A 23,838-nucleotide genomic window follows, 5' to 3' on the forward strand; every position below is an offset into this window, starting at 1 on the left:
TAACCGCCAGGCAACGTCAAAAGAAAAGGGCTAAAGAGTCAAACCCCGGGAACACCTGACGCCAAGCCGCCCATTCTTCGTAAAGCCGTTGCTTTGACCACTGCCACTACTGTTAAAGTACTCAACCCAGGCGTTGTTCAATGGAAGGATAGCAACCTCGGTGGAGCTCCAGTAGAAACCTGCAAGGCAATCTGTGCCACTGGGAGGAGAGCAGGAAGTCCTTGGTGTTCCAGTGTTTGGGTCTCCAAGCAAGAATACAAGATTGGCCACCATGCTTTGTGATTCTGCGGGACAAGAGACAGCGTTGTCCACCGCATCCATTTCGCAAATTGCTGACAAATACCAATCCGAATAGTTATTAATGGTTGCCGTGCATAACCCTGCTGCGTAATAAGCGACAGGAGTAGGCGCACTTCCTCCGCTGCTTCGATTAAAATTGTAGTAGGACACAATATTGCTCGAATCACAGGACCCATCTGAGCTGCCGTTACATGCTACATAAGCAGGCGTTCCAGGCGGATAGGACGGAGACGTTGGAGATGGGCTTGACGTGGTCGAAGCATCATCAATTCCAAGAATGACGGTGAAATCCACATCACTCATTGCTGCACCATTCCCATTGGAACTCCAAATAATACTCGTCGCCTGAGAGCCAGTGGTGTAAGGTGCTGCCTGGTCTTTCAATGATGCCACTTTGCCGCCGATACTGCCTGTATTGGGTGTTGTATCATCTACCGAGTAAAGAAAGCCGCCTTGATATTGACAACCATAACTCAATAATACAACATTGCTGGTTACTGCTGTGGCAACATTGGTAGCACTCACTGTAATCGTTCCTGGTGTTGGCAAAAGCCCTGTGTTGCAGTTCGATGTGGCATTGCTGCCAGGATGGATTGTAATCGTGCAGGCAGCGCCTGCAGCTAAAACAGCTCCGCAAGTGGATGACGCGGTCGTTCCACCCGGCCAGACTGGATAGACAATGCTTAAGCCCCTAGCCTCATTTGTTCCAGTGTTTTTAATAGTAATCTGCCTTGAATTTCCAGTTAAGGCTGGATTTAGCGCGGTATTTTTAACCGATAATCCCAAAACCGATGGCGCCGCATTCAATGTTGTCGTGTCTGGCGCTGCTATTCGTGTAATAACTAAAGTATCACCGGAGCTTGGCTGATAGCATTGATTGGGATTGGGAGTTCCGTTGAAATTTGCCTGGCACAGGACTGGGCCGCCTGAGACATTGTTGGCAGGTAAGGCACTACCATTAATACTTAAAGTGAGGATGCAGGTTGGATTGGGGTTTACAGGGCTTCGAGCGGCAAGAACACAGGGTCCCCCTGCCTGACTGATACCAGTGGGAGTATCAGAAGAAAGCACTAAGCGATGTGGTTTTTGTGAGTTATTGCTGACGGTGTAACTTACCGTAGCTGTTCCCGTAGCGCTCACGAACACGACAGGACTTCCATTAGGACTGAAACTCCATAAAGGAATGCCTGCATGAACCACTGTAGTGATAAAAATACTTAAACTTAAACTCTGGAGAGTCAGACGTAAATGTTTCATGCCCATGTCCTTATGCAAGAAAGCTGAGAGATTGAGTAAAATACCTTCCCAATACCCACCCTGCCATCGCGTTCATTAAACACTTTCTGACGACCATATGAAGTTGTTCTTATGTGTGATAAAAATTGGGAATTTCTGCCGCCTCAAACACAATAGGCGCAGGGATAAAAGAGTGTGATATTAAAACCAATTTTATTCATGACATCTAATCAGAAAGTTCTTTGAATTTCAATTATCCTGCAATAAATCATTTTACGACGACTAGTAATGTCGATTCATACTCCATCTTATGTAACCAGCTAAATCGCTATATTATGTTCTGAACATAATTGCGGGTATGCAATGATTGGGGATTGAAAATGAAATTACCCTGCTCATAGACTCCTGAGCAAAATTAAGGGGTACTTAAGTTTCTTATGATAAAATTGATAAAACAAAGTTATATAAAGGTCATTGAATGCATTATTCGGATACCTATTCTTTTATCAAACAAATAAAAAATAAAGAGTTTGCCGCTCAGTTAAAACAAGAATTAAAGAAATTAGAATTGAGCGCTAATAATCCGAGTTTTATTAATTACTTGAGGGAAAACCAAAGCGGAAAGGAAAAAGATATTTTTGCTTTGCGCAAAGAGTATGACCTCATACAATTGAATAAAGTTGTTATTGGCATTGAGGCTATTGAAGCCAATATCCTTGAGGCTAAAAAAAATAAAATGCATGCCAGTGACACCCTTGCGATTAATGCTATTCAAAGAATTCTAAACGACATTAAGAAAACAGCTAACCGTCAAGCGCTACATTATACCGTTTGGAATAATTATCAGCACTTCTATAAACTTGCTCAAAAGTTTGGAACCCATTATGTACCATTTAATCAATCAAATGATCCGTTTAAGGGGTCAGATTTTGCGGGTTACTGTTGGGGACATACTCATCAATATGGAAAACTTATATCAGAAGGTTTACTCGATAATCTGTCTCAAGCCTCCAACAAAAAATTATATAGAACTTTTAAACAAAATTGGACTTTTTCAGACATTCTTTTTAGGCGGATTGGCTGGTATTTTAAAGTTAGTCTGGAAAAACAAATGCGGGAGGCTATTTGGAATGCATTAAAAGATATGGATGAAAAAAGTACTTTCAATTTCAATTTTCTTATTAAGAACCGCGGTTTCCATTCAACCAGTTTAAGAATGGTCGGTGAGGGAATGGAGTATTATGAAAACAATTATGGAGTGGTGAGGTTCAACACGCGAGAGGATGCTGTTAATTTTCTGGCAAACCATTTGCTCCATGAAGCGAGCAAGGTGGATGGTGGTGAAGTGAGTTTCATTACAGTCTATAAACTCCCTTACTCTAATGACCCAACCCAGGATATATTTGTTAACTTGCCTGTTGCTAAAATAGAAAAAGAATCCAGGTCAGAAAACCCAGTCGAGCATCCTCAGGAACTGAAGGAAGCCATTGAGAGATTGCAAAATTATATTAACAATTTACAGGCAGATGGCTCAACCAAGGGAAAAATCAAAGCCAATGAACTCCGATATCTTATTCATGAATTAAATTCCTTGCCTGCTGATGAGGTAAAGTCGAGAGTGGATGACATTCTTGCCAGCAGAGAACACAGCCTTATGTTAAACAGGGGGACAGGATTTTATTTCTTTATGTCAGGTTTTAAAAGCCATAGCACTACAGAGAGCTTATTGCAGGATATTTCCAATGCGGCAGGAAAGTCAGCATCAGTCAGTTTTGATTAGATTAGAATAGTAGGTCATTGATAGTGCAATCCTTCTCTTCAATGACCTGCTTCAGTGGCTTGCAATCGAACGTATTATCCACAGTGGTTGTCGGGAGAAGCGGTTACATCCAATTCAGCAACTTTCCTTCGCTTGCCAGGCTTCGGGCCAAATATTCCTGTGGTACCTATGTAGGTCTCACTTTGCTCTTGTGTTTCTGCCTTTCGCTTATGCGCTTCGTTTTCTGCTTTATAAGCACGTAACTCTGTAAGCTCCTGCCTTATCTGATTCATTTCCTCAGCCAGGGACAATAAGGCTGAAATGGAGGGAATATTAGTAATGTCAGGGGCTCCTTTTTTGCCTGAGAGTTCATGAAAAATCATATCGACCCTCCTCTTATCAACCACTGCTTGCGGTTTATAACCGAGCGCCACTGTAAATCTTTCTCTAGACAGTTCACGGCTATTGCCTTGTGTGTCCAATATTTCCAGCTTTCTCATTTGCGCTGCGTGATAATAGGGACTATCCATAGGGATAAGATTATAAATTTCATAAAGATTATCACCAGAGGGGTCAGGCAGGAGTTCGGATACTGGATAATGAAACTGCTACGGCTATGTTTATTTCTACAATGATCTATATTTTTTCATAAGGGCGAGCTGACAATTAGAACCAAATGTAGCTCGCCTTAATAAATTAGTTAGGACACGGCATTGCTGGTGACAACCTTAACCCAGCCGACTGAGCGTCATTTATTTGTTTGATTATTTTGAGAGCCAGGAATGCTGAAACGATTCCTAAAATATTTGAAACCGTAATTAGTCCGACATACCATTGATAACCTATCACACTTGGATCGTTTATTTTTGAACACGCCATAGTGGAAGAGTTTAAGAAAAGGAAGCTTATCCACCAGCCCAGTATAATGCCGTTATCGGTGGTTTTAACATTCAATTGCCATAGCTCTTTCATTGATTTGTAAGGCCAGTACACGCTAAGGAATGGTATAAAATAACTAAGGACACTCCATCCGGGAGTAAATTTAATTTTTACATCTGGATTTAAACAGCGCGAATTGCTGCTAACTCTGAAAATCCAGAAAGAATAAATAATTGCGGATAAAAAGAAACTAAGACCGATTAAAGTACCAATATTATCGTATTGTTGCGCAATAAACATAAACGCATTGCTTGCTTCTTCGGTTTGCTCATACAGGGCAGTATTGTACTTAAAAACACTATAAGCGCCAATTAGAGGTGTTAAAGCGCTTAGGACAATAAAGAGCCATAAAGAATAGGCGACCAAAGGGACTGTACCGTTTTTTACTTTGAGATTAGATTGATTGTTCATAATTCCATTTCTTATGATTGTTAAAGTGCTGCATGGCCAATACGACTTTTAAAAATTTTTGCAAATTCCATAGTTGCAGAAATCCCGTACCACTTGGATGGCAAACTGACATTAACTGAACCTGCGAGGCCCTGCTTCCGGAGAGGATTATAATACACATGGTAATTTTCTCAATGGCTTTTTAGGGAAATTGGTTTGCTAGCACCTGCTTACTATGGCGAGAATCAATATCGCTATTACCAGGAGAGCAATTACTCAAGCTTCAGCAGATTCTATTTTTCGTGAGCCAGGATTCCCTCTAGAATTCGACAGATTTTAAGCAGTGATGATTTCAATAAAATTGAATCATTAAAAGCTCATACATACATGTTGGAATCAGGTCTTAAACGAATGTGATTCGTATATGGGAATTGAATTTGTTTCCTTACAAACGCTATATTTTTAATTAACCTTTGGCATTGCTTGATAACCCAATTTATGGTTGAGTGGTCATTAAAAAATTGCTCTACCGTCATTTACTTTAATCTCCAGTAATAGGTAAGTATTAGTATTTAATGGAGATTAAAGTAAATATCATGTGGCGTTACTAGCCCTCAATACTTTAAAACTTAAATAACAACCCTCTGTTTTACATGGCTATTAATTAAAACAGGATGCTGTTTTGTGGGTTTATAAATCAAAACAACCGTCTTTTTTATTGACTTAAAAATATTATTGCTTATAATTTAGTACATTACTCGTGATAAGTATATTAAATGAAACGAACTCTGTTAAATTATATGGATAACTGGCTAGTTTCACCTGACCGGAAACCATTAGTCATTCGTGGGGCAAGACAAGTTGGTAAAACATGGCTAGTAAGGCACTTAGCTGAAAAGACAGGGATGCAATTAATTGAACTCAACTTCGAGAAGCAACCTTCCTATGCCAGTCTTTTGGCTTCTAATGATGTAAATCAAATTTTATTAAATTTAAGTACGGTATCAAATCAGAAAATAGATCCCCCAAAGTGCTTATTATTCCTGGATGAAATACAGGCAGCACCTCAACTGCTTAGCAAACTCCGTTGGTTTGCAGAAGATTTACCCCAACTGGCAGTAATCTCCGCTGGCTCTCTATTAGAATTTATTCTAGGGGAGCACTCATTTAGTATGCCGGTTGGGCGAGTTAGCTATATGCATTTGGAACCATTGTCATTTGATGAATTTTTATTAGCAAATGACAAAGAATCACTTTATGACTATTTAAATCAATATGACCTAAGTGTCGAGGTCCCCTCTGCGATTCACGAGCAATTAACTTCTTTATTTAAAGAATATTTGATTATCGGCGGTATGCCCGCTGTAGTCTCTAATTGGGCTGCTGAACGCTCTCTGAATAGAGTTAATCAAATACAAAATGACTTATTGGCCACCTATCGCGATGACTTTTCAAAATATAAAGGCCGTTTAGCGACAGAAAGATTAGACGAAGTACTTAATTCTATTCCAAAAATGCTTGGACAAAAATTTGTATTTAGTAAAGTTAATAAAACGATTCAAGCATCGACAATAAAGCATGTATTAAATCTGTTAGAACAAGCCCGAATTAGCCACCGAGTACAAAGTTGCTCGGCAAATGGTGTTCCCCTCGCAGCTGAAATTAAAGAAAAATTTTTTAAAGAAATTTTCCTTGATATAGGCTTATGTAGTACGGCACTAGGACTGAGTTTAAACCAAATTAATTCAACAAATGAAATTCTTTTGATTAATAATGGCGGCATCGCTGAACAGGTAGTTGGCCAATTGCTAAGAACAATTGAACCACCCTATATTGAACCAGTTTTGTATTATTGGCATAGAGAAGAGGCTGGTTCAAATGCTGAAATTGATTATGTAATCCAACATGGTAATAAAATTATACCTATTGAAGTAAAAGCTGGTGCCACAGGAAGCCTAAAGTCACTACATGTTTTCATGGGATTAAAAAAATTACCTCTGGCCATGCGAATTAATTCTGATTATCCAAGTAAAACTAATGTAGATGTAAAAGATAATTTAGGGAAATCCGTAAACTATGCTTTTATATCCATTCCCTTTTATCTTGTGGGGCAGATACATAGATTACTTAGTTTGTTCAACTAATATATATAGTGCAAAAACCAAGTGCCAGTCTTTTATTATCAGCAGCACAGACCGATAGAATAACTACGCGTTAATCTCATATATGAATTCAATAATCTGAACCAAATGTAAATTTAATTCACTAAGTCAATTTAATAGGACCTACTCTATCAAAGAACAATAATACTTTTGAACTAATCGCAATCAACCCCAACTGGGGCAACATTCGAAATGGAGATGAGTTTACTTGTGAAATAATAGGTACTGTGATTGGACTAAACAGAGAATTTTAACGCCTGCTCCGAAATCTAAGGTTCTAAAATATAACCAACTTCTCTATGAGTAAAGTTATCTACAAGAGCAAACCTTTCAATCTTGAGTGCCATTATACAATGAGAGTAAGGGATTTTTAGGTAAAGAATATCATTTTCTCTTATAAACTCTCCATTCTCTTCAGTATATACCTGAGATTTGTGATTAGGATCTTTGGGATCTTGGACTGAAATTTTCATTTTAATATTCCTCAACTGGAATATGCGATAACTGGTTATTGTTTAGTATAATACCTATTTCACGAATATTTGAACAGTCAGAGATTATCCGGTTAACGTTATCGGCGCATATTTCAATTTTGCCTCTAACCAAAACCTCGTAAGATTTAGATTTTTTATTTAGTGCATCCTTTAACGTTGTTAAATCCGAATATTTATCCTCCTCTAAAGCTGATTTAAAAGCCCTACCAGTATTAAAAGGGAACACATAGAATTCTTTTTCTTTTAATAAAGGGAATGGCTTAAGCTCGAAACAAATTTGTCCATAATAAGGCTTAAGTCCTGACTCAACCCAATTTGTATTTCCTAAAAATACATAATCTATAAACCCGTTTTCTGTATCTGCCAATAAGTCAGGATGCTGCGAGAGCATTGTACATAAAGTTGGGTGCATCCCGAAAAGAGTAGCTTTTGAATATAAGAACTTATCGTTTATGATTTGTCTAACACGCTCAACTTTAGTCCAATGATATAGAAAACCACTTTGGTTTGTTAGGTTACTGATTTTTTCCAAATAGAAAGCTGGGAAATACATCTTCAAAGTCCATTTAATAATTTAATTTCTGTAATTATAGACATTACAGTACAAAAAGTTATGGGCACAAATTGGGTACTTTTATTAGATGATTGGGTACTTTTTGGGATCTTCAGGAGCCAATAAAAAACCGTGAAGACAACGAAACTTATAACATAACCTATTGATTTTCAGTAGCTTTAAATAGTATTTGTGGTCTTTTATGGTGTTTGGTAATGGTGGAGGCGGCGGGAATCGAACCCGCCACTTAAGCAATCACTCATAACTATAAAAGACCATCAAAACTCACCAAATACCATATGGATAAAGTAACAGTCTTATTTTATAGCTAACTTACTCATATTCTTTGATTGTCTATTATTGTCAGTAAATAAACCCGCAAAAAACCCGTAGGTTCTTAAGATTTAAGCGCGATAATTTTCCCAAGTGCGTCTAGAACAATATTTCTTGATCGTTCAAAGCGAGCAATTGATTTTATTGCATCTAACCATCTAGGATCTTCCATTAACTTTTTAAAGTATCCTGAAATAAAATCTACTACATCGTGGGGTGAGTTCTTCAATTCTATCAATAATTCAGGTCTACCATTGATAACATTAACCACATCTTCTAGATCTTTACAATCCCAATAATCATTATCTCTAAAGGCTCTATCCGTGAACGCTTCAAGCTTTGTAGCAATGAAATAGACCGCATTGAGTATTTTTATTTTTTTATCTTTAATTGAAATTTCGATGGCATTGTCAAAACCAGCCTGGTACCAATTTGAATTAATTCCTTGTAAAGTTCCCTTGGTATAAATCACATCAATAATAATGTGTTCAAACAAGTACCTACAATTAATGTTGCCCTCTGGCTTTAGACCTAAACTTTCCAGTTTCCTCTGTAAAGAGTAATGAGCAACAATGTCTGTAGTACCTAAATCCAGTGCAACATCAATATCATAAGTTGGACGGACGTCATCCTCTATCACGTCAGTTATCAATAACCCAACAATTCGGCCACCGACGTAAACAACTTGTTCATTCAGATCTTTCAAAAGAGTTGCTGCCTCATAAAGCGCCTCATTATTTTGCCTAGCTCTTATTGATTCCATACATAGCTTTCCAATAGTTCTTTCGCAATTATATTCTCTCTTTTTCCACCTAATCTGATCAAATCAAGTGCACTAATAAGGTTATAAAAATTATCATCCGGGCTTCTGTCTAAAGCATGGGGTAAAGTTTTGTAAAGAGGAGTTAATGCCAACCCTTTCGCTTTACCATTAATATATGGCCAGACATAAAGCTCCTCACTAAGAATTAATTTCTTAATATGAGGTGAGCTATAAGCAGCTGGCATGCCACGAGTCGCAATGTTAATTTCTGCCGGAAAATGATACTTAACACTATGAACTAGAAACTCCATAAATTCATGTTTATGTAATTCAATTCTATCATCAGAATAGCGCATTAAAAGCTTCGCCATCTCTAACCTTTTAATGCTTTTAGTAACTTCAGATTGGCTGATATAAAGCTCATACGCTATGCTTTTGAATTCTATTTTCTCTTTAGCCTTAAGTTTCAGAAGCAATTTGATAAGAATAGCTATGTCTTGTCCTTTCAACATGAGAAAACCTCAGTATTTTTTAATATAGCTTAGCAAGTTATATTCCGATTTCCAATTTGGAAATCAGAAATATAGAGTAATTTCTGTTAGATTTGTAAGAAAAAGCAAATTAATTCAATTGGCTTTAGATTTTAAACATCAGTTTATTAAATTCTTGGTCAGCATATTTAAAAAAATTACTCAGCGCATGTTCTCCAGAGGTTATTCTTTGATTAAGATGCCTATTCCAATTATCTAACGCATCTGTATCTTCAAAATCAAAATTTTCGATGCTTCCATCATTAAAAGTGATAATGATGTAGGCTGATAATGCCTGGCTGTGAGAAACCCCCGGAATGTTCTCACTTTTTAAATATTCGGTTATCCCCAATAATTGGCATAAATCGGCGGCAGTAATTTTTCGCTTCTGAATTTTTTCTTTGATAGAAGGAACATAAGCATAAATAAATATTAAAAAAATCGTGAGGACAAACATTATACTAAACCGATTAGGCGAGCCCTCACTCATAATTATATATATAGAACAGTATCGGATAAATGTCTCAACTTCTCGTAAAGATAAACCATTTTGCTCGATTAATTGTTTAATAAATTCTAATGAATGTTTCCATATACCGCTGTTGAATAACTCATTGTTGGATATTAGATTATTTGCATGTAGGCATGAGACATAAGTACTATTCGGGCCAACTTTAACTACAGCAGGAAGTTCAAAACTATATTTAATAAATTTTTCAAGATATTGATGTGCATTAACCTCGTTTCCATAACAGTTTTTTATAGATGCCATAAGTTGTTTGAAATTAGAAATTAATACAAATTTTATTCCTGGGATATCAAATACATGTTTAATAATCTCCAACATAGAGACGGCGAAGGTAGGTTTACATCTATCTAGCTCATCCACAAATATGATCAATGGTTTTGTTTCTGTTATTCCTAACAATATTTTTTTTAAGGAATCAATATTCTCTTCAACTTTTTCATGTTCTATGATAAGTTTATCTAAAAGATAGTCAATGCTATCGGCTGTAGCAGTTTTAACAACATCTAGGATTTCTCCTGTCAAGTTATTCGTATCTGTTCTTAACATCCAAGAAATTCCTGCTTTTCCGAATGCCTTTATCGAATAGCAAGCGACAGCTTTGGCTGCCTTTAAAAACTCTTGCTTTCTAGGACTTTTATTTATCAGTTTTGCTATAGCGGCAATTATTGTAAGTAATGGCTCATTAGCATGATCAGCAGAAAATGCGTCGATATAAGTACACTCAATTACGTCTTTATAATTTTTTTCAATCAAATCCGTTGTCTTTTTGCAAAATATTGTTTTACCAGTTCCCCATTCTCCATTGATAACAATCGGCGATATATCTATATCTCTAATTAGTAATTCTATTAGTTTTATTGAAACTTTCTTTCTATCAAAATCATCCTCATCAAAGGATGACTCTTTTTTTATATTTTTACTAGTCATAGCCTTAAGTCTCTATCATTCATCATTATTCAGTAAATATGGTTGAGTGAAGCAGGATATAATCAACCCTAATCTATACCAATTTCTGTTTTGAATCTTTTAACTAATCTACTTCTTGGTTTACCGCCCATATCCATTATTTCATCTATGGAATTTGGCAGTTTTTTTTCAATTTCTTCAATAACCGAATCCGACACTTCATCAATAGCCATTAGCGCTAGTTCAAAAAATGGTTTATAGGTGCCCTGTATATCATCAACTAGTGGTTGTTCCAAGAATAATTCATTCTTATGAAGGCAGGAATTAAGCTCTAAATAATTTTCCATAAATTTATTTGCTCTAGAATAAATTAGGTCTTTCTTTTTTAATTTTATATTTACAAGAAATACCTTAAGTTGAAAATCAGCATTCAGCATGTACTCATATAATTGAGATAATAGCTCAACTTTCTTAGTATGGTTCCATGTATTTTGTATAGTGTGCAGCGAAACCTCTTTTGCTAGTTTAGCTTTAAATTTCTCAAGCTCTGCACTTAATGAGTAGGATAGTTTCTTATCTATCCATATTTTCAGTAACCAACTCACTAAACTTACTGCTAAACCAACTGTTATTCCATTTGTTAATAATAAAAGTGCAATGTTCATATTAATCTTTTCTCCCTCCTAAATTAATCGTACATTTAGTGTATAGTTTGAATTTTTAGCGAGATGAATTATCCTTACTGAAATACTCTATTTAACCCAATAACAGTACCTAATAGCTCGCATTCGATCTCTTCTCCGCTTTGAATGTTACCCCAGTTAGGATTTAGAGCAATTAATTCAAATTTATTATTTTTAGATATTGTGAGCTGTTTATATTTCCTAACAATAGCTTTCTCAGAATTGTCAATTTTCGCAAGAACAAGAGAACCCGGCAGAGGAGAAATGTCAGGATCAATGATAAGAATATCATTAACCCTTACTTCTGGATCCATGCTGTCATCAAACATTTTTAAAGCAAAAGTATTCTCCGTTATAGAAAAATTAAAAGAGGAGCTTATAGGAATAAAGCACCGGCTAGATTCATCCTCTAATTTTATAATTACAGTTAGATTATCCTTTGCTATACAAGCTTCTTGAGCATTTAGGAGTGGAACTAAACCTTGAATGTGAGTTTTGGCAATTTGCGGATGTCTCACATCAGTTAAGCACATTAAATAGGCAGGCGAGACTTCCAGCGCGGTTGCTAACTGTTTTATTTCTTCAGGCCCCGGTGTTCGAGTTCCCCTCTCCCAGTTATTAATTCTTGACTCTTTAAGATCATCTGTTAGTTCAGCTAAAGCCTTTCTTGTCAGCTTTTTCGCCTTTCGCTCCTGCATAATTCTTTGGCCAATTTTGTCTTTTATATTCATAAGCAACCCAATTTAATCAAAAAGAAAAAAATAGTATTGACAATTATTCTTTTGGTGATAAATTAACTCCTGATTTGCACTATTCGTGCAAATTAATCTGAGCAATATTTACAATAACATATAAAGCCAGAATTAAGAACCAAGGAATTATTTAGTGCAATGGATATCGTAATCAGTACTAGGGAATTGGATGCACTTTGTGGGTTGCAGTTTCTACAGCAATTAACTTATCTACGAGGAATTAGGCCTTATATGGACATAAACACACGCATGGCCGGAATAAAACGCGGGATCAGTTATCAATCGATATCTGAAGCGCTATATGTTGAACCGCACCCCGGAATACAAAGTGGAAGCCCAAGCAAAGATCAGATCCGCCGAGCCATTAAAGGATTGCAAAAAGCTGGTTTAATTGAAAATCAAAGTACTGAGCATGCGCTTATTTTAAAGTGCTTATTAGCGACTGAGCGTTTTTCTGCCCAAAATAAACCCGCCATCAAGGCGCCATACCATCCCGCCACTGTGGATAACTCAAACAACCCAGATGGAGCAAGGATTTCTGAAGCAATTAATCAGCAAGCCACCATAGGCGAAAAGACACAACCCGCCATACCTCATAATAGTAATAATAATTATTTATTTTTTTTATATAAACAATTCGAGCAATTTTGGTCGGTGTATCCGGTCAAGCGCTCAATGCCTCAAGCACAGCAGGCCTTCGTGGAATTAAATCCCTCTGCCGAACTCTTTCAGCGCATGATGAATGCCTTGCAGCAGCAAATCGCTTACCACGACCAACAAATAGCCCTCAAGCGCTGGATGCCTAACTGGAAGAACGCCAGTAACTGGATAACCCAGCAATGCTGGAACGATGAATTACCGACTCAACACCAAAAGGACGAGCACCATGCAACACATCAAAAGCCTTCTTCAACAACCAGCGGCTACGATCCGCTTTGGGCAACCTGTAGAACACGGCATGAAACCAAAGCCGAAGAGCCCTCCAACGTCATCTCCTTCCCAAGAACCTCCAGCGGAACACATTGACGATTTGTTTTTGAAATTTGCGTCTTATTACGGCGCGGTATGGCGTGCACACATGAAGGAAGAGGGGTTTATCGTGTTTATGAAAAACGAGTGGCAAATCAGCTTGAAGGAATTTACACCGGCAATTATTCGTGAGGCAACCGACCATTGCCTGAAGCGAAAGCAACTTCCGCCCACCTTGCCGCAATTTTATGACCTGTGCCGAACCTTGCACATTCGAGAAAAAGAACAGGAAGCATTAAAGAACAGGGCACCGAATGAGCGAGCCACTCCTGCCTCACTAGAAGTCGGGCGCAGGTACTTAAAACTAATCAAACAAATGTTACACAGCAACTAAGGGAGAACACCATGCTGATTTTGGGAAGACGCGAAGGCGAATTGATTCTGATTGACAAGGGTCAAATTCAAGTGAAGGTGCTGCATCTGGATAGCGACTTGATTCACTTGGGGTTTAAATCCTCAGCGCGCATCGATATCGACACACCTGCTGAAGGCATTCAGTACCTTAGTGCCAATTGCATGATGGTGTTGCAATGCCATCTGGGCGACAAACTGTTTCTGAACGAGGGTGAAATTCAGGTGAAGTGTTTGGCAGCTCATCACGGCATGTTGTATTTGGGCATACAAGCGCCCTTGAATATCGATGTTGACCGGCAGGAGATTTTTGCACGCAAGCAGGCGACTGCCAATACAAGCGAGAAAGCCTGCAATGACGTGTATTTCAAACTGCCCAAGGCTTACTAAGGAGAGCATGATGCGCAAACTTCATTGCCTTAAACAGCTCACCAAAGCGAAATACTTAGCCCTGGGCTGCGCCTTGTTACCTGTTCCCTGTTCTGCCAAATCGATTGAGACGGTGATTAATGGGGCAGTTAAATACCTGCAAGGTGGCTTGGTGCGCTCGGTCGCTGTGGCGGGAATCGTCACCTTGGGCTACATGTGTTTTAAATTGCAGAAATTCCCCAAAGAGTATTTTGTGTACTTATTAGTCGGGCTAGGTCTCGTGTTTGGTGCCGGTGAGATTTATGGCGTCGTGGAGAGGGGATAATGTCGACTAATCAATTGCATTGCAATCCCATCTTTGGCGCCTTAACCCGTCCGGCCATGACCGGCGGGGTCACGCTTGAATTCCACGTCATGAATCTAATCCTATCGATGGGGGCATTCATTGGCTTGGGCAGCATGTTGTATGGACTCATTTTCCTGCCCCTTCATGCCTTTGGCTGGTTAGCTTGTAAACAGGATACGGCCTTATTCACCATCTTAAGCAAACGCCTTTTCCTGTTGCCTAATGTGCCTAATACCGCTTTTTGGGGAGTTCGCGCTTATGAGCCTTACTAAGATTAAACAGCGTCTACAACAGGAAACGGGCATCAGCCACTTGTTCCCGATTACGCATTTAAATTCAGCGAGTATTTTTGAAACCAAGCAAGGCGCAATTGGTGCGACCTTGCAGGTTGAAGGCATTTCCTTTGTCATGGCCGAACCTGACTACCTCAACGAGATGTCTTTTCGCCTACACCAAGCGCTCTTACACCTCGATGAGCGCTTCATGGCCTATGTAACCATTCACCGCCATAAGGAAGATATTCGCTTAAAGGGTGAGTTTAAATCCCCCTTTGCCAAACGAGTGAATGAGAAATACCATGCCCGGTTTCAGGGCAAGAGCCTGTACCGCAATGCGATTTATCTCACCGTGGTGCTTAAGGGCGATAATTCCAGCAAAGCAGCCCGCACCTTAAGCTGGTGGAGCAAAGTCAGTGCGTCTAAACAAATTGACGCAAGACAACAGCAGCGGGAAGCTGAAATTGCCTTGCTGCTGGGCAAAATGGAGCAGTTAAAAACCTCTTTATCGCCCTTTAAACCGCATCTGCTGGGCGAACATGACCGCCAGAAAGGTTATAGCGAATTGCTAGCCTTCCTTTCCCTCATTCCCAATGCAGGCGAGCGCCTACCCTTTACCGAGCCACAGTTTAATGCCATGACCGGCAAAGGCTTGCTGGATACCTTAAAAGCCAATGCCAAATATCCAGAGGGCAATCTCAGCCAATATGTGACCAACAAGCAACTCTTCTTTGGCCAATCTATTCAGTTTCAAGGCGCTAGTGGCAGCTCCTTTGCTGCCATGCTTTCTATTAAAAAATATGGCTTGGAAACCAGCTCAGTTATTCTCGATAAGTTATTAGAGCTCGATTGCGAATACATCCTAACCCATAGCTTTGCGCCGGTGCCTCGCGATGTGGCACTGAATTTAGTCGACAAGAAACGCGGTAATTTACTGAATGCCAAGGATTTAGGCGCTAGCCAAATCCAGCAATTAAGTGCCTTGGAAGATGGGCTTTCCAGCGAAGTAGCCCGTTTAGGCTTTCATCACAATAGCTTAATGCTGTTATCGCCTGATAAAGCCCAACTAGAGGATGCCATACGCGAAGCAGTGAAGGCCTATGCCTCAGCGGGTATTGTCTTAGTGCGAGAGAACCTAGGCCAAGAGTTAGCCTATTGGTCACAAATCCCCGGCAATCACGCCTTTATTGCAAGGGCAAGTTTGATAACCTCGCATAATTTTGTCGATTTCTGCTCGCTTCATAACTTTGATACGGGCTTTCGCAATGGCAATCACTTAGGCGAAGCCGTCACGCTCTTAGAAACGCCCTCAAAAACACCGGTCTTTTTTAACTACCACAGCCAATCATCCAAAACGAACCCTGCCAAAGGTCATACCGCCATTTTTGGCGCGACTAATGCCGGAAAGAACACACTGGTGTCTTTCCTTGATGCGCAAATGGGGCGCTATGACAATCGAAGCTTCTTCTTTGACCGTGATGAAGCGTCCAAAATTTATGTGCTTAGCGCACCCAATAGCAGCTATACAGTCATTTCGCCCAAGCATGCCGAACGTATCGCCATGAATCCCTTCATGCTCACCGATACGCCCCACAATCGAAGCTTTGTCAAAGACTGGTTCGCTGAACTGATTAAACAACCCAATGAAAATGATTTACCAAGTAGTATTCGCGAAACCATTAACGAATGTGTGAATTACGCCTTTGACCATTTAGAGCGCCGTTACCGCAATTTAAGCAATATTGCGCGTTGTCTTCCGAAAGACTTCCCGCGCTGGCCGGAACTTAAACGCTGGCTTCGTGCAGATGAAACCCGCGAGGCAGGCGAATTCGCCTGGCTGTTTGACCATGACCATGACGCGCTGAATGTGAATTTTGATAAGGTGGGCTTTGACATCACTTATCTGATGGATGAAGTATCCCCTCTGATTTCAACACCTGTCTACATGTATCTATTGCATCGGGTACGCCTCTGCCTTGATGGCCGACTCACTTCGATTGTCATTGATGAAGCATGGCAAGTATTCAATTCACCCTTCTGGCTTAAGCACTTAAAAGCATGGGCAGCCACCATTCGCAAGAAAAACGGCCATTTCATTTTCATGACCCAAACGCCCGAATCAATTGTCCATTCACCGATTGCAGCCGAAATTATTACCAATGTGGCAACCAGTATTTACTTCCCCAATCCGGCAGCCAATGAAGCGACTTATATCGGCGCGTTAGGCTTAAGCCGTAGTGAGTACCAGACCATTAAATCCTTAACGCCTGAATCAAGGCTATTTCTCTATAAGCAAGACCGAAAGAGCATCCTCTGTAAGCTTGATTTAGGCGACTTGCCAGATGAAATTCGCGTCTTTTCCGGTAATGAAGCCACGGTGCGCTTACTCGATAGTATCATCGATGAGGTCAGTGCTAACGCCGAAGACTGGTTGCCAGTCTTTATCGAAAGGAGTGGCGCATGAAGATTCGCTTACTTATCGCTGGACTTTGTTTAAGTGCCAATGTGCATGCCGATGTCTTGGGCGTGTCCGATGCCGCCATGCTTGAAAAAGCCATTGAGCAGTTAAACCACTTGAAAGCTCAATACGAGATGCTGGAAAAAACCTACCAGAATGCTGAATCACAACTTGAGCGCTTGCAGCAGCTCAAAGACTCAAACAGTGGTAACTATGGCTTTGGCAATCTAAACAACAGTGTCGCGGATTTAAAAAACCGCCAATGGTCAGCCAATAGCTGGGATGAGGCGTTAAAGAATATCTCAGGCGGCAATCCAAGCCGTTATCAAGAGCTGGTTAAGGCGTATGAAAAAAGCCATATCACCCTGGATGATGCCAGTTTCCTAAAAGGGGCAACGGCTGAGCGCCTCAGCCAATACCAGCAAAACAAAGCGGTTAATGAAGCCGTTAGTGTGCAAGCCACTTACGCCTATAACGAAATCAACCAGCATTTAAAAGCCATCCATGAGCTTAGCAATCACATCGAGAAAACCCCAAACACCAAGGCAGCCATCGATTTAAATTCGCGCCTGATTGCAGAGCTTGCCTTTATTCAGACTGAGCAACTCAAGCTGCAAACCTTAATCGGCCAGCAGTCGGCTATGACTGGCTTTAATGACATCAGCAGTGAAACCGATATGGCACGCTTTAACCGCTTGCCGGACGATAAGTAGGAGATGGGTATGCGATTAATTCTTGTGGGGCTTGTATTACTGAATTTGTGCGCTTGCAGCCAACCGCCGGACTTGGACCCCCCATGCCCGAACTATGGCAGAGCCTGTTCGCAATACCCTGTGAATGAATAACAACAATAAAAGGAAGAACAAACTATGAACCGATTAACTCTTACCCTGACCCTCGCCTGCACCGTGACGTTGACCGCCTGCGATAAAAACCCTTTACAGTCTCAGCCCCAAGCCGAACAAGTTAACGCCCTGATGCAAGCCTCGCGCACCGCTGAAAAAGCCATGCACCTCAATTCAGGCACTGGCGGGGGCTATTATCCAAGCTGTATGGGCTTAAATGACGCCCATATCGATTGTGACTTGCTGTTTAAGCTCATGGTCGATGAACTGCGAACGCATCGGGCCTTTGCGTCTATCGAGGTTAAACAGATTACCGATAAATCCTTCTATAACCCGATTGCGCTTGCCTATCAGCAACGTGTGTTTAACAGCATCGAGGATTAACCAATGGTAAGTCCAACCTATGCCAATATCATTGGCCAGTTAACTAGCCAAATCGATGAAATAAGCAAAACCTTTGTGGTCAATGGCTATCAGGCACTGGCTACGCATCTTGAAAAGCCTCTGGCAGGCGCCTGTGTGCTTGCCTTAGTCTTAATGGGGTTTGGTATCATGATGGGCTTTATTCGTATGCCTTCAAAGGACTTAATGAAATTGGCCTTGCGAATGGGTGGTATTTATCTATTCGCCATGAACTGGGGCTTTTTCTCTGAATACTTTGTCGGGTTGTTTGTCGATGGTGCAAGCGAGCTCGGTGGCGTGCTGATGAAAGCCAATCTTTCAGGCCTCTCTGTGGATGGGGTCAACAGCGGTTTGCAATCGGTCTTGAATGAAGTGGTTCGCGTAGGGGCTTGGACGTGGGATAAGGCAAGCTTTAAGCACTGGAGCCCGATTTTTGTGGCCTTAATGATTTATCTCTCTGGCCTTGCGGTGATTGGCCTGGCCTTGTTTGAACTCATAATCGCTAAATTAATGCTCGCGGTGTGTTTAAGTACGGCGCCCATTTTTATCCTGCTCACCTTGTTTGATTTTACCAAATCTTTTTTTGAGCGCTGGATAGGAACGCTGGTGGGGTTCTCACTAGTGCTGGTGTTCGTGTCGTCTGTAGCCAGCTTTTGCATGCGCCTGATTCATTGGGCAGTCTATGGGCATTATGCCAACCATGCCCTTGAAATCGGCCTATCGGATTGGATCCCAATTCTCTTGGTCGCCGCCTTTTGCGTCATGGCCTTGCTTGAAGTCACCGCCATTGCCAAAAGCATTGGCGCATCTTGTTCGACCAGTAATGGCGCTGCCATGCTGGGCGGGTTTATTGGTGGTGCTATGGGTGCTAGCCAAAAGGCAAAAGAAGCCGGCAGCCAATCCCAAGAGGCTTTAAAACAACTGGTGCCGGCTAGTGCCAAATCACCGGTTCAAGTCTATCAAGCGGCTAATTCCCCCTTAAATCTTCAATCCTTCCGAGGTTAATCATGAAAACAAGCAAGCAGCCTTTAAATGACTATTTTAAACAAGCAAAGCACTGGGCAGATGACCAGTTCACCCGGGTGGAAGTCTCAAGGAATCGGTATCAAGTGGCGTTTTTGACTTCGATGGGATTAAACCTTTGCGCTGTATTGGCGGTTGTCGTGCTTGCGCCCATGCAAACTCTGGTGCCGATGCTGGTGCATCATTATGACAATGGGGTCACCACCATTGAGCCAGTGACGCAAACGAATGGGCCCATCAATCAAACGCAGGTGGAAAGTGACATCGTTCGTTACATTACCCATCGGGAAAGCTATGAGGTCAGCGCTTATCGTGCGCAATACGATTTGGTAGGTCTTTTGTCTAGTGAGTCGGTGAATGATGAATACCTTCGCGAGCAATCCAGAAACAATCCGCAATCTCCTGTGATGCAGCTCGGCACGAAACTAACGCGTAGCGTTCACGTCTACAGCATTAACTTTCTCGACAATGTCCTGTTTAACGACAAGGATTTTCCAAAGAACCATCACAACGTGGCCGAAGTGGTCTTTACCTTAATTGATACTGACAAAGCCACCGGCCATCAAACAGAAACCCAATACAACGCCTTAATTTCATGGGTGTATAACCAGCCCTCCAATGCGCCCGATATCCGCTGGAAAAACTGGGATGGCTTTCAGGTGACCCGCTATAGCAAACAACTCCGGAATGTGTGAGGTAATGATGAAGCAATTAATAATGACAGGACTACTCCTTGCCCATACGCTGGCGTTTGGGCAGCAGCTTCCCCAATCCACAAAGCAAGATGCGCGGGTCACGCTGGTGCCTTTTCAAGCGCATAATGTGGTCAAGCTTAAAGCTCGCACCTTTACTACCACGCAAATTCTCTTTAATCCTAAAGAAACCATTCTGGCCGTTGAAGGAGGCGACACCGCCGGCTGGATGGTGACCTACCATGAACACTTGCCTTATATGATGTTTGTAAAGCCAACCCTGCTCAATAGCAATACCAATATGACGGTGGTCACCGACAAACATAACTATTATTTTCAAGTGACCAGTAATTCCTCAATGGGCAATGGCTCGGTAAAACCCATTTATGCCTTGCAGTTTACCTACCCTGAAGAAGAAAAAGCCAAGCTTGACGCGGCACGCAAAGCCGCAGTGCTTCGCAATGCTGCTTTGAACAAACAGCATAAAGACCCTAAAACAATGAACTGGAACTATCGCTTTAGTGGCAGTGCCGAATTAACTCCGCAGCATGTCTATGACGATGGCCAATTCACTTATTTTGAATTCAGTCCAACGCAAGCGGTGCCGGCAGTGTTTGCGGTCGATAACAAGCAAGGCAAAGAGTCGATTGTAAATACCCGGCGCCAAGGCCATCTCTTAATCATTCAACGCTTAGCCCCTCAGTTCACCTTGCGAAGCGGTGGTTTAGTGGCCTCTATCTTTAACAGTAATGAAATTGAACGTCTTCGACAAGGCAGGAGGTAAGCATGCAAGCAACTGAAAAAGATAACGATGCATCATTAAGCGAACTATCTCAAGTGACACCGCCTAAGAAATCTTATTTTGGGATTAACCCTAAAATGGCGGTAGTGATAGGAGTTTCAATTACTCTCTTAGGCTATGCCTTTATGCCGAAGCATGCCAGAACGGTGAAGGCAGAGGAGCCTGTAGCCCATTCGCAAAACGATTACACACTCTCACAAAACCTTGAGCTCATTGAAAAGATGAAGGCTGAAGCTGCCAAGCCGGTTATGGGTACTCAAACGAAGCTGACTAATCAACAGCCCATTAGACCGCCCAAGCTTCGCCATAAAGAACACATGAGCAAAGAAATGCTGGCGCGCATGAATGCACCGACTACCTTTCTGGTGAATCGGCAAGCCGTCAGTGCTGTGGCAGGAACCGGCAATGCCAGTCCACCCAATGCGTTTGCAGGAAATAATCCCAATACCCAGTTTTTAAACCAGCAAAATGAAATTACCTCAGTCACTGCGACCAAATTACCGCATCCGGGTTCAACCGTACCCGCAGGGGAAATGCTGGCAGCGACTTTGGAAACGGCGATTAACTCGGAACTGCCGGGGATGGTGCGCGCCATTACCCTACGCGATATTTTTTCACTGGAAGGCCAGCATTGTTTAATTCCTAAAGGCTCGGTGTTAGTCGGTCAGTTTGATTCACAAGTGGTCGATGGGCAAAGCCGAATACTTGTGGTCTGGAATCGAATACAGCTCGCTAATGGCGTCATTGTGAGCTTGAACAGCCCAAGCACAGACGCCATCGGCCGCTCAGGGCAAGGAGCTGATTATATCAATCGCCATTTCTTTGAGCGCTTTGGCACCAGTGCTTTGTTATCCATCTTGGGCGCTTACACCGCCACCAGTGGCGTAAACGGCCAAGACCGCTATAACTCTGAAGCGCAGTACCGCATGGCGATTGCGTCAAGCTTCCAGCAAACCGCAGGGCAAGCGGTGAATGCGGGCATGGCGATTCGGCCGACCTTGCAAGTCAATCAAGGCACTTTAATCAATGTCTTTGTAGCCCACGATTTGGATTTCTATGGCGTGAAGGGAGGCAGGGGCTAATGGAAGCGAAAGCCTTTTATGCGCCGGGTTCAGAAGGGTTATTGCAACCCTTATCGCCCTGGCTAAACGATGCCAGTGTCTCGGAAATCTTAATCAATAGACCGCGAGAAGTGTTTGTCGAGCAACAAGGCGCAATGCAGCTGCATTCAGTGCCTGCATTAGATAGCCTTCATTTGAAGCGTCTCTTTGGGTTGATAGCCAATGAGAATAAACAGCTACTCAATGAAGTAAATCCCTTGTTATCGGGCAATTTAATGGATGGCTCACGGGTGCAGTTAGTCATCCCGCCAGCAGCCAAGCATTATACCTTGTCGATTCGCCGTCAAACGGTAGCCAGTCGCAATTTAAGCGATTATGAGCAAGATTTTTATCGAAATGCCAAGCCCTTTTTAATAGACGATAAAAAATCACTGGAAAGCGATACCGATAAGCAATTGCTAGCCCTCTATCGCAAACAATGTTGGCCGGAATTTATCGAATCCGCCATCCTGGCTAAAAAGAATATTGTCATTTCAGGCGGTACGTCATCCGGTAAAACCACCTTCTTAAATGCCTGTTGCCAGCGGATTCCTAAGCATGAGCGCATTATCACACTAGAGGACACCTACGAGCTGCGCTTGCCCCATAGCAATCAAGTGAATTTGCTTGCCCCTAAAACCAAAAGTGAATCAGCTCTTTGCATGCAAGACTTGGTGCAGTGTTCGTTAAGGCTTCGCCCTGACCGGCTAATGATGGGCGAAATCAGAGGGCGAGAGATATTGGATTTTATTGCCGCGTGTTCCACAGGTCACGAGGGGTCAATGACCAGCATTCACGCCAATAACCCGCAAATTGCCCTCATGCGCATGGTGCAACTCTATAAGCTCAATAATGTCCCTTCGATGCGCGATGAAGACATCTTGCGCGAAATCAATCAAGTGGTGGATGTCATCATTCAACTGCAAAAAACACCCAATGGACGCGGTATTTCATGGATTTATTTCAAAGGAGCAACTTAGGAATTATTAATGAGGTGATTCATGAAAAAGTTAGCGATTACGGCCTTGTCTTGTCTGTGTTTCAACAGTGCTCAAGCAGGTGATGTGGATATGTGGGAGCACATTGGCAAGCTGCAAGACCAAATGGTTTTGGTGTCCAATCAAATTATCGCTTTGGCGAATCGAATTGCTTCGATTCCTGCTGGTCCTCAAGGCCCACAGGGAATGCCTGGACAAAAAGGGGAACGAGGTCCAGCAGGGCATTATCAAGCCGGTAGTGGCATTCGCATTGAAGGCGAGGTCATTAGTGCCAATATCATCACCCATCAAATTGGTGAGCTGTATCAAGGCGGGATTGTCTTCTGGGTCGATAACACCGGCCAGCATGGCTTAATTGCCAGTACCCGTGACGTGAATGCTCAAGGCATTCAATGGCGAAATGGGGAAAGCGGCAATAAGATTACCAATGCACGAGCGGATGGCATTGGCGCTGGCGAATCCAACACCCGATTAATCATTAGCGAACAGACCATTGATAATCAAACCGGCCAATTTGCAGCCCTTCTGGCGAATCAATACAGTGTGTCTGAGGATGGGGAAACGCCTTGTATAACGCCAGCCAACCCGCAAAGCCTTTGTTATGGAGGATGGTATCTGCCATCCATTTATGAATTAAGCCTTTTAAAAGCCAATTTACAACCGCAGGGCTTAACGAGTTTTGCACCCGATTATTATTGGAGCTCAACTGAATCTAGCGTCTCTCAGGCATGGCTTCAAAACTTTAGCACCGGCGAAGTCATTGCCAGTGATAAAGCAAGCACTCTAGGTCATGTGCGCGCTGTGCGTCAGTTTTAAGGA

26 protein-coding genes are annotated in these 23,838 nt (G+C 41.8%); 16 read left to right on the forward strand and 10 right to left on the reverse strand.

From position 1 onward, the window contains the following. Positions 1-30: 30 nt before the first annotated feature. Positions 31-1,557 carry a hypothetical protein gene (locus B1207_RS07490; RefSeq protein WP_112219372.1) on the reverse strand — a complete coding sequence of 509 codons (1,527 nt, stop codon included), beginning with the start codon at positions 1,555-1,557 and terminating at the stop codon, positions 31-33. A 457-nt stretch (positions 1,558-2,014) separates the two neighbouring features. Here B1207_RS07490 and B1207_RS07495 point away from each other — a divergent pair, with 457 nt between their 5' ends. After that, positions 2,015-3,316 (forward strand): hypothetical protein, encoded by a 1,302-nt coding sequence (locus B1207_RS07495; protein WP_112219373.1) that lies wholly within the window; start codon positions 2,015-2,017, stop codon positions 3,314-3,316. A 74-nt stretch (positions 3,317-3,390) separates the two neighbouring features. Here the strand turns inward: B1207_RS07495 and B1207_RS07500 are convergent, their stop codons facing one another. After that, positions 3,391-3,825 carry a hypothetical protein gene (locus B1207_RS07500; protein WP_172458191.1) on the reverse strand — a complete coding sequence of 145 codons (435 nt, stop codon included), beginning with the start codon at positions 3,823-3,825 and terminating at the stop codon, positions 3,391-3,393. A 166-nt stretch (positions 3,826-3,991) separates the two neighbouring features. After that, on the reverse strand, positions 3,992-4,645 hold the full coding sequence (locus B1207_RS07505; RefSeq protein WP_112219375.1) for a DUF4328 domain-containing protein: 654 nt from the start codon (positions 4,643-4,645) through the stop codon (positions 3,992-3,994). A 755-nt stretch (positions 4,646-5,400) separates the two neighbouring features. On the opposite strand from B1207_RS07505, the gene B1207_RS07510 reads away from it, so the two are divergent. After that, positions 5,401-6,768, forward strand: a complete 1,368-nt coding sequence (locus tag B1207_RS07510) for an ATP-binding protein (RefSeq protein WP_112219376.1) — start codon at positions 5,401-5,403, stop codon at positions 6,766-6,768. A gap of 287 nt (positions 6,769-7,055) precedes the next feature. Here the strand turns inward: B1207_RS07510 and B1207_RS07515 are convergent, their stop codons facing one another. From B1207_RS07515 to B1207_RS07545, 7 genes are all read right to left on the reverse strand, one after another. Further along, positions 7,056-7,259 carry a hypothetical protein gene (locus B1207_RS07515; RefSeq protein WP_112219377.1) on the reverse strand — a complete coding sequence of 68 codons (204 nt, stop codon included), beginning with the start codon at positions 7,257-7,259 and terminating at the stop codon, positions 7,056-7,058. 1 nt (position 7,260) lies between these two features. Beyond that, positions 7,261-7,839, reverse strand: coding sequence for a hypothetical protein (locus tag B1207_RS07520; protein ID WP_172458193.1), 579 nt, complete (start codon positions 7,837-7,839; stop codon positions 7,261-7,263). A gap of 391 nt (positions 7,840-8,230) precedes the next feature. Next, a complete protein-coding gene (locus B1207_RS07525) occupies positions 8,231-8,929 on the reverse strand; it encodes a hypothetical protein (RefSeq protein WP_112219379.1) in 699 nt (232 codons plus the stop codon). Then, positions 8,917-9,441 (reverse strand): LysR family transcriptional regulator, encoded by a 525-nt coding sequence (locus tag B1207_RS07530; RefSeq protein ID WP_112219380.1) that lies wholly within the window; start codon positions 9,439-9,441, stop codon positions 8,917-8,919. The genes B1207_RS07525 and B1207_RS07530 overlap by 13 nt, the downstream gene beginning before the upstream one ends. Before the next feature lie 124 nt (positions 9,442-9,565). After that, the gene (locus B1207_RS07535) at positions 9,566-10,915 is read right to left on the reverse strand and encodes a KAP family P-loop NTPase fold protein (RefSeq protein WP_112219381.1); all 1,350 of its coding nucleotides are present in this window, start codon (positions 10,913-10,915) and stop codon (positions 9,566-9,568) included. A gap of 68 nt (positions 10,916-10,983) precedes the next feature. Continuing rightward, on the reverse strand, positions 10,984-11,559 hold the full coding sequence (locus tag B1207_RS07540; RefSeq protein WP_112219382.1) for a hypothetical protein: 576 nt from the start codon (positions 11,557-11,559) through the stop codon (positions 10,984-10,986). A 74-nt stretch (positions 11,560-11,633) separates the two neighbouring features. Next, complete coding sequence (locus B1207_RS07545; protein ID WP_112219383.1) at positions 11,634-12,308, reverse strand: helix-turn-helix domain-containing protein; 675 nt, start codon at positions 12,306-12,308, stop codon at positions 11,634-11,636. A gap of 252 nt (positions 12,309-12,560) precedes the next feature. Between B1207_RS07545 and B1207_RS07550 the strand changes: the two genes are divergently transcribed. The 14 genes from B1207_RS07550 (at position 12,561) to B1207_RS07615 (ending at position 23,835) form a co-directional block, all read left to right on the forward strand. Beyond that, positions 12,561-13,355: a hypothetical protein gene (locus B1207_RS07550; RefSeq protein WP_146740042.1), complete on the forward strand. Its 795-nt coding sequence runs from the start codon at positions 12,561-12,563 to the stop codon at positions 13,353-13,355. Between the two features lie 52 nt (positions 13,356-13,407). Continuing rightward, positions 13,408-13,692 carry a hypothetical protein gene (locus B1207_RS07555; protein WP_112219385.1) on the forward strand — a complete coding sequence of 95 codons (285 nt, stop codon included), beginning with the start codon at positions 13,408-13,410 and terminating at the stop codon, positions 13,690-13,692. An 11-nt stretch (positions 13,693-13,703) separates the two neighbouring features. Continuing rightward, positions 13,704-14,099, forward strand: coding sequence for a carbon storage regulator (locus B1207_RS07560; RefSeq protein ID WP_112219386.1), 396 nt, complete (start codon positions 13,704-13,706; stop codon positions 14,097-14,099). A gap of 7 nt (positions 14,100-14,106) precedes the next feature. Beyond that, complete coding sequence (locus tag B1207_RS07565) at positions 14,107-14,403, forward strand: TrbC/VirB2 family protein (protein ID WP_172458195.1); 297 nt, start codon at positions 14,107-14,109, stop codon at positions 14,401-14,403. Beyond that, entirely contained in the window at positions 14,403-14,696 is a 294-nt protein-coding gene (locus tag B1207_RS07570; protein WP_112219388.1) for a type IV secretion system protein VirB3, read from the forward strand. Before B1207_RS07565 ends, B1207_RS07570 begins: the two co-directional genes overlap by 1 nt. Beyond that, entirely contained in the window at positions 14,683-17,163 is a 2,481-nt protein-coding gene (locus B1207_RS07575; protein ID WP_112219389.1) for a VirB4 family type IV secretion/conjugal transfer ATPase, read from the forward strand. The genes B1207_RS07570 and B1207_RS07575 overlap by 14 nt, the downstream gene beginning before the upstream one ends. Then, positions 17,160-17,870, forward strand: coding sequence for a type IV secretion system protein (locus B1207_RS07580; RefSeq protein ID WP_112219390.1), 711 nt, complete (start codon positions 17,160-17,162; stop codon positions 17,868-17,870). The genes B1207_RS07575 and B1207_RS07580 overlap by 4 nt, the downstream gene beginning before the upstream one ends. 156 nt (positions 17,871-18,026) lie before the next feature. Next, positions 18,027-18,386: a hypothetical protein gene (locus B1207_RS07585; protein WP_112219391.1), complete on the forward strand. Its 360-nt coding sequence runs from the start codon at positions 18,027-18,029 to the stop codon at positions 18,384-18,386. Positions 18,387-18,389: 3 nt separating this feature from the next. Continuing rightward, positions 18,390-19,409 carry a type IV secretion system protein gene (locus B1207_RS07590; protein ID WP_112219392.1) on the forward strand — a complete coding sequence of 340 codons (1,020 nt, stop codon included), beginning with the start codon at positions 18,390-18,392 and terminating at the stop codon, positions 19,407-19,409. A 2-nt stretch (positions 19,410-19,411) separates the two neighbouring features. Then, positions 19,412-20,122 carry a virB8 family protein gene (locus B1207_RS07595; RefSeq protein ID WP_112219393.1) on the forward strand — a complete coding sequence of 237 codons (711 nt, stop codon included), beginning with the start codon at positions 19,412-19,414 and terminating at the stop codon, positions 20,120-20,122. A 22-nt stretch (positions 20,123-20,144) separates the two neighbouring features. Further along, the gene (gene virB9, locus B1207_RS07600) at positions 20,145-20,903 is read left to right on the forward strand and encodes a P-type conjugative transfer protein VirB9 (RefSeq protein WP_253255806.1); all 759 of its coding nucleotides are present in this window, start codon (positions 20,145-20,147) and stop codon (positions 20,901-20,903) included. A 2-nt stretch (positions 20,904-20,905) separates the two neighbouring features. Beyond that, a complete protein-coding gene (locus B1207_RS07605; protein ID WP_172458197.1) occupies positions 20,906-22,003 on the forward strand; it encodes a TrbI/VirB10 family protein in 1,098 nt (365 codons plus the stop codon). Further along, positions 22,003-23,001 (forward strand): P-type DNA transfer ATPase VirB11, encoded by a 999-nt coding sequence (gene virB11 / locus B1207_RS07610; protein WP_112219394.1) that lies wholly within the window; start codon positions 22,003-22,005, stop codon positions 22,999-23,001. The genes B1207_RS07605 and virB11 overlap by 1 nt, the downstream gene beginning before the upstream one ends. Positions 23,002-23,022: 21 nt before the next feature. Then, a complete protein-coding gene (locus B1207_RS07615; RefSeq protein WP_437178498.1) occupies positions 23,023-23,835 on the forward strand; it encodes an Lcl domain-containing protein in 813 nt (270 codons plus the stop codon). Positions 23,836-23,838 lie beyond the last annotated feature (3 nt).

Source organism: Legionella quinlivanii (assembly GCF_003265995.1).
GTDB lineage: Bacteria > Pseudomonadota > Gammaproteobacteria > Legionellales > Legionellaceae > Legionella_C > Legionella_C quinlivanii_A.

Bases quoted from the DNA above. Each gene is read 5' to 3' on its own strand.
- B1207_RS07510 (WP_112219376.1), top strand. From the start codon at position 5,401: ATGAAACGAACTCTGTTAAATTATATGGATAACTGGCTAGTTTCACCT.
- B1207_RS07505 (WP_112219375.1), bottom strand. From the start codon at position 4,645: ATGAACAATCAATCTAATCTCAAAGTAAAAAACGGTACAGTCCCTTTG.
- B1207_RS07540 (WP_112219382.1), bottom strand. From the start codon at position 11,559: ATGAACATTGCACTTTTATTATTAACAAATGGAATAACAGTTGGTTTA.
- virB11 (WP_112219394.1), top strand. From the start codon at position 22,003: ATGGAAGCGAAAGCCTTTTATGCGCCGGGTTCAGAAGGGTTATTGCAA.
- B1207_RS07490 (WP_112219372.1), bottom strand. From the start codon at position 1,557: ATGAAACATTTACGTCTGACTCTCCAGAGTTTAAGTTTAAGTATTTTT.
- B1207_RS07585 (WP_112219391.1), top strand. From the start codon at position 18,027: ATGAACCGATTAACTCTTACCCTGACCCTCGCCTGCACCGTGACGTTG.
- B1207_RS07495 (WP_112219373.1), top strand. From the start codon at position 2,015: ATGCATTATTCGGATACCTATTCTTTTATCAAACAAATAAAAAATAAA.
- B1207_RS07530 (WP_112219380.1), bottom strand. From the start codon at position 9,441: ATGTTGAAAGGACAAGACATAGCTATTCTTATCAAATTGCTTCTGAAA.
- B1207_RS07560 (WP_112219386.1), top strand. From the start codon at position 13,704: ATGCTGATTTTGGGAAGACGCGAAGGCGAATTGATTCTGATTGACAAG.
- B1207_RS07615 (WP_437178498.1), top strand. From the start codon at position 23,023: ATGAAAAAGTTAGCGATTACGGCCTTGTCTTGTCTGTGTTTCAACAGT.
- B1207_RS07545 (WP_112219383.1), bottom strand. From the start codon at position 12,308: ATGAATATAAAAGACAAAATTGGCCAAAGAATTATGCAGGAGCGAAAG.
- B1207_RS07580 (WP_112219390.1), top strand. From the start codon at position 17,160: ATGAAGATTCGCTTACTTATCGCTGGACTTTGTTTAAGTGCCAATGTG.
- B1207_RS07590 (WP_112219392.1), top strand. From the start codon at position 18,390: ATGGTAAGTCCAACCTATGCCAATATCATTGGCCAGTTAACTAGCCAA.
- B1207_RS07595 (WP_112219393.1), top strand. From the start codon at position 19,412: ATGAAAACAAGCAAGCAGCCTTTAAATGACTATTTTAAACAAGCAAAG.
- B1207_RS07555 (WP_112219385.1), top strand. From the start codon at position 13,408: ATGAAGGAAGAGGGGTTTATCGTGTTTATGAAAAACGAGTGGCAAATC.
- B1207_RS07605 (WP_172458197.1), top strand. From the start codon at position 20,906: ATGCAAGCAACTGAAAAAGATAACGATGCATCATTAAGCGAACTATCT.
- B1207_RS07525 (WP_112219379.1), bottom strand. From the start codon at position 8,929: ATGGAATCAATAAGAGCTAGGCAAAATAATGAGGCGCTTTATGAGGCA.
- virB9 (WP_253255806.1), top strand. From the start codon at position 20,145: ATGACAGGACTACTCCTTGCCCATACGCTGGCGTTTGGGCAGCAGCTT.
- B1207_RS07575 (WP_112219389.1), top strand. From the start codon at position 14,683: ATGAGCCTTACTAAGATTAAACAGCGTCTACAACAGGAAACGGGCATC.
- B1207_RS07570 (WP_112219388.1), top strand. From the start codon at position 14,403: ATGTCGACTAATCAATTGCATTGCAATCCCATCTTTGGCGCCTTAACC.
- B1207_RS07535 (WP_112219381.1), bottom strand. From the start codon at position 10,915: ATGACTAGTAAAAATATAAAAAAAGAGTCATCCTTTGATGAGGATGAT.
- B1207_RS07515 (WP_112219377.1), bottom strand. From the start codon at position 7,259: ATGAAAATTTCAGTCCAAGATCCCAAAGATCCTAATCACAAATCTCAG.
- B1207_RS07550 (WP_146740042.1), top strand. From the start codon at position 12,561: ATGGACATAAACACACGCATGGCCGGAATAAAACGCGGGATCAGTTAT.
- B1207_RS07565 (WP_172458195.1), top strand. From the start codon at position 14,107: ATGATGCGCAAACTTCATTGCCTTAAACAGCTCACCAAAGCGAAATAC.
- B1207_RS07500 (WP_172458191.1), bottom strand. From the start codon at position 3,825: ATGGATAGTCCCTATTATCACGCAGCGCAAATGAGAAAGCTGGAAATA.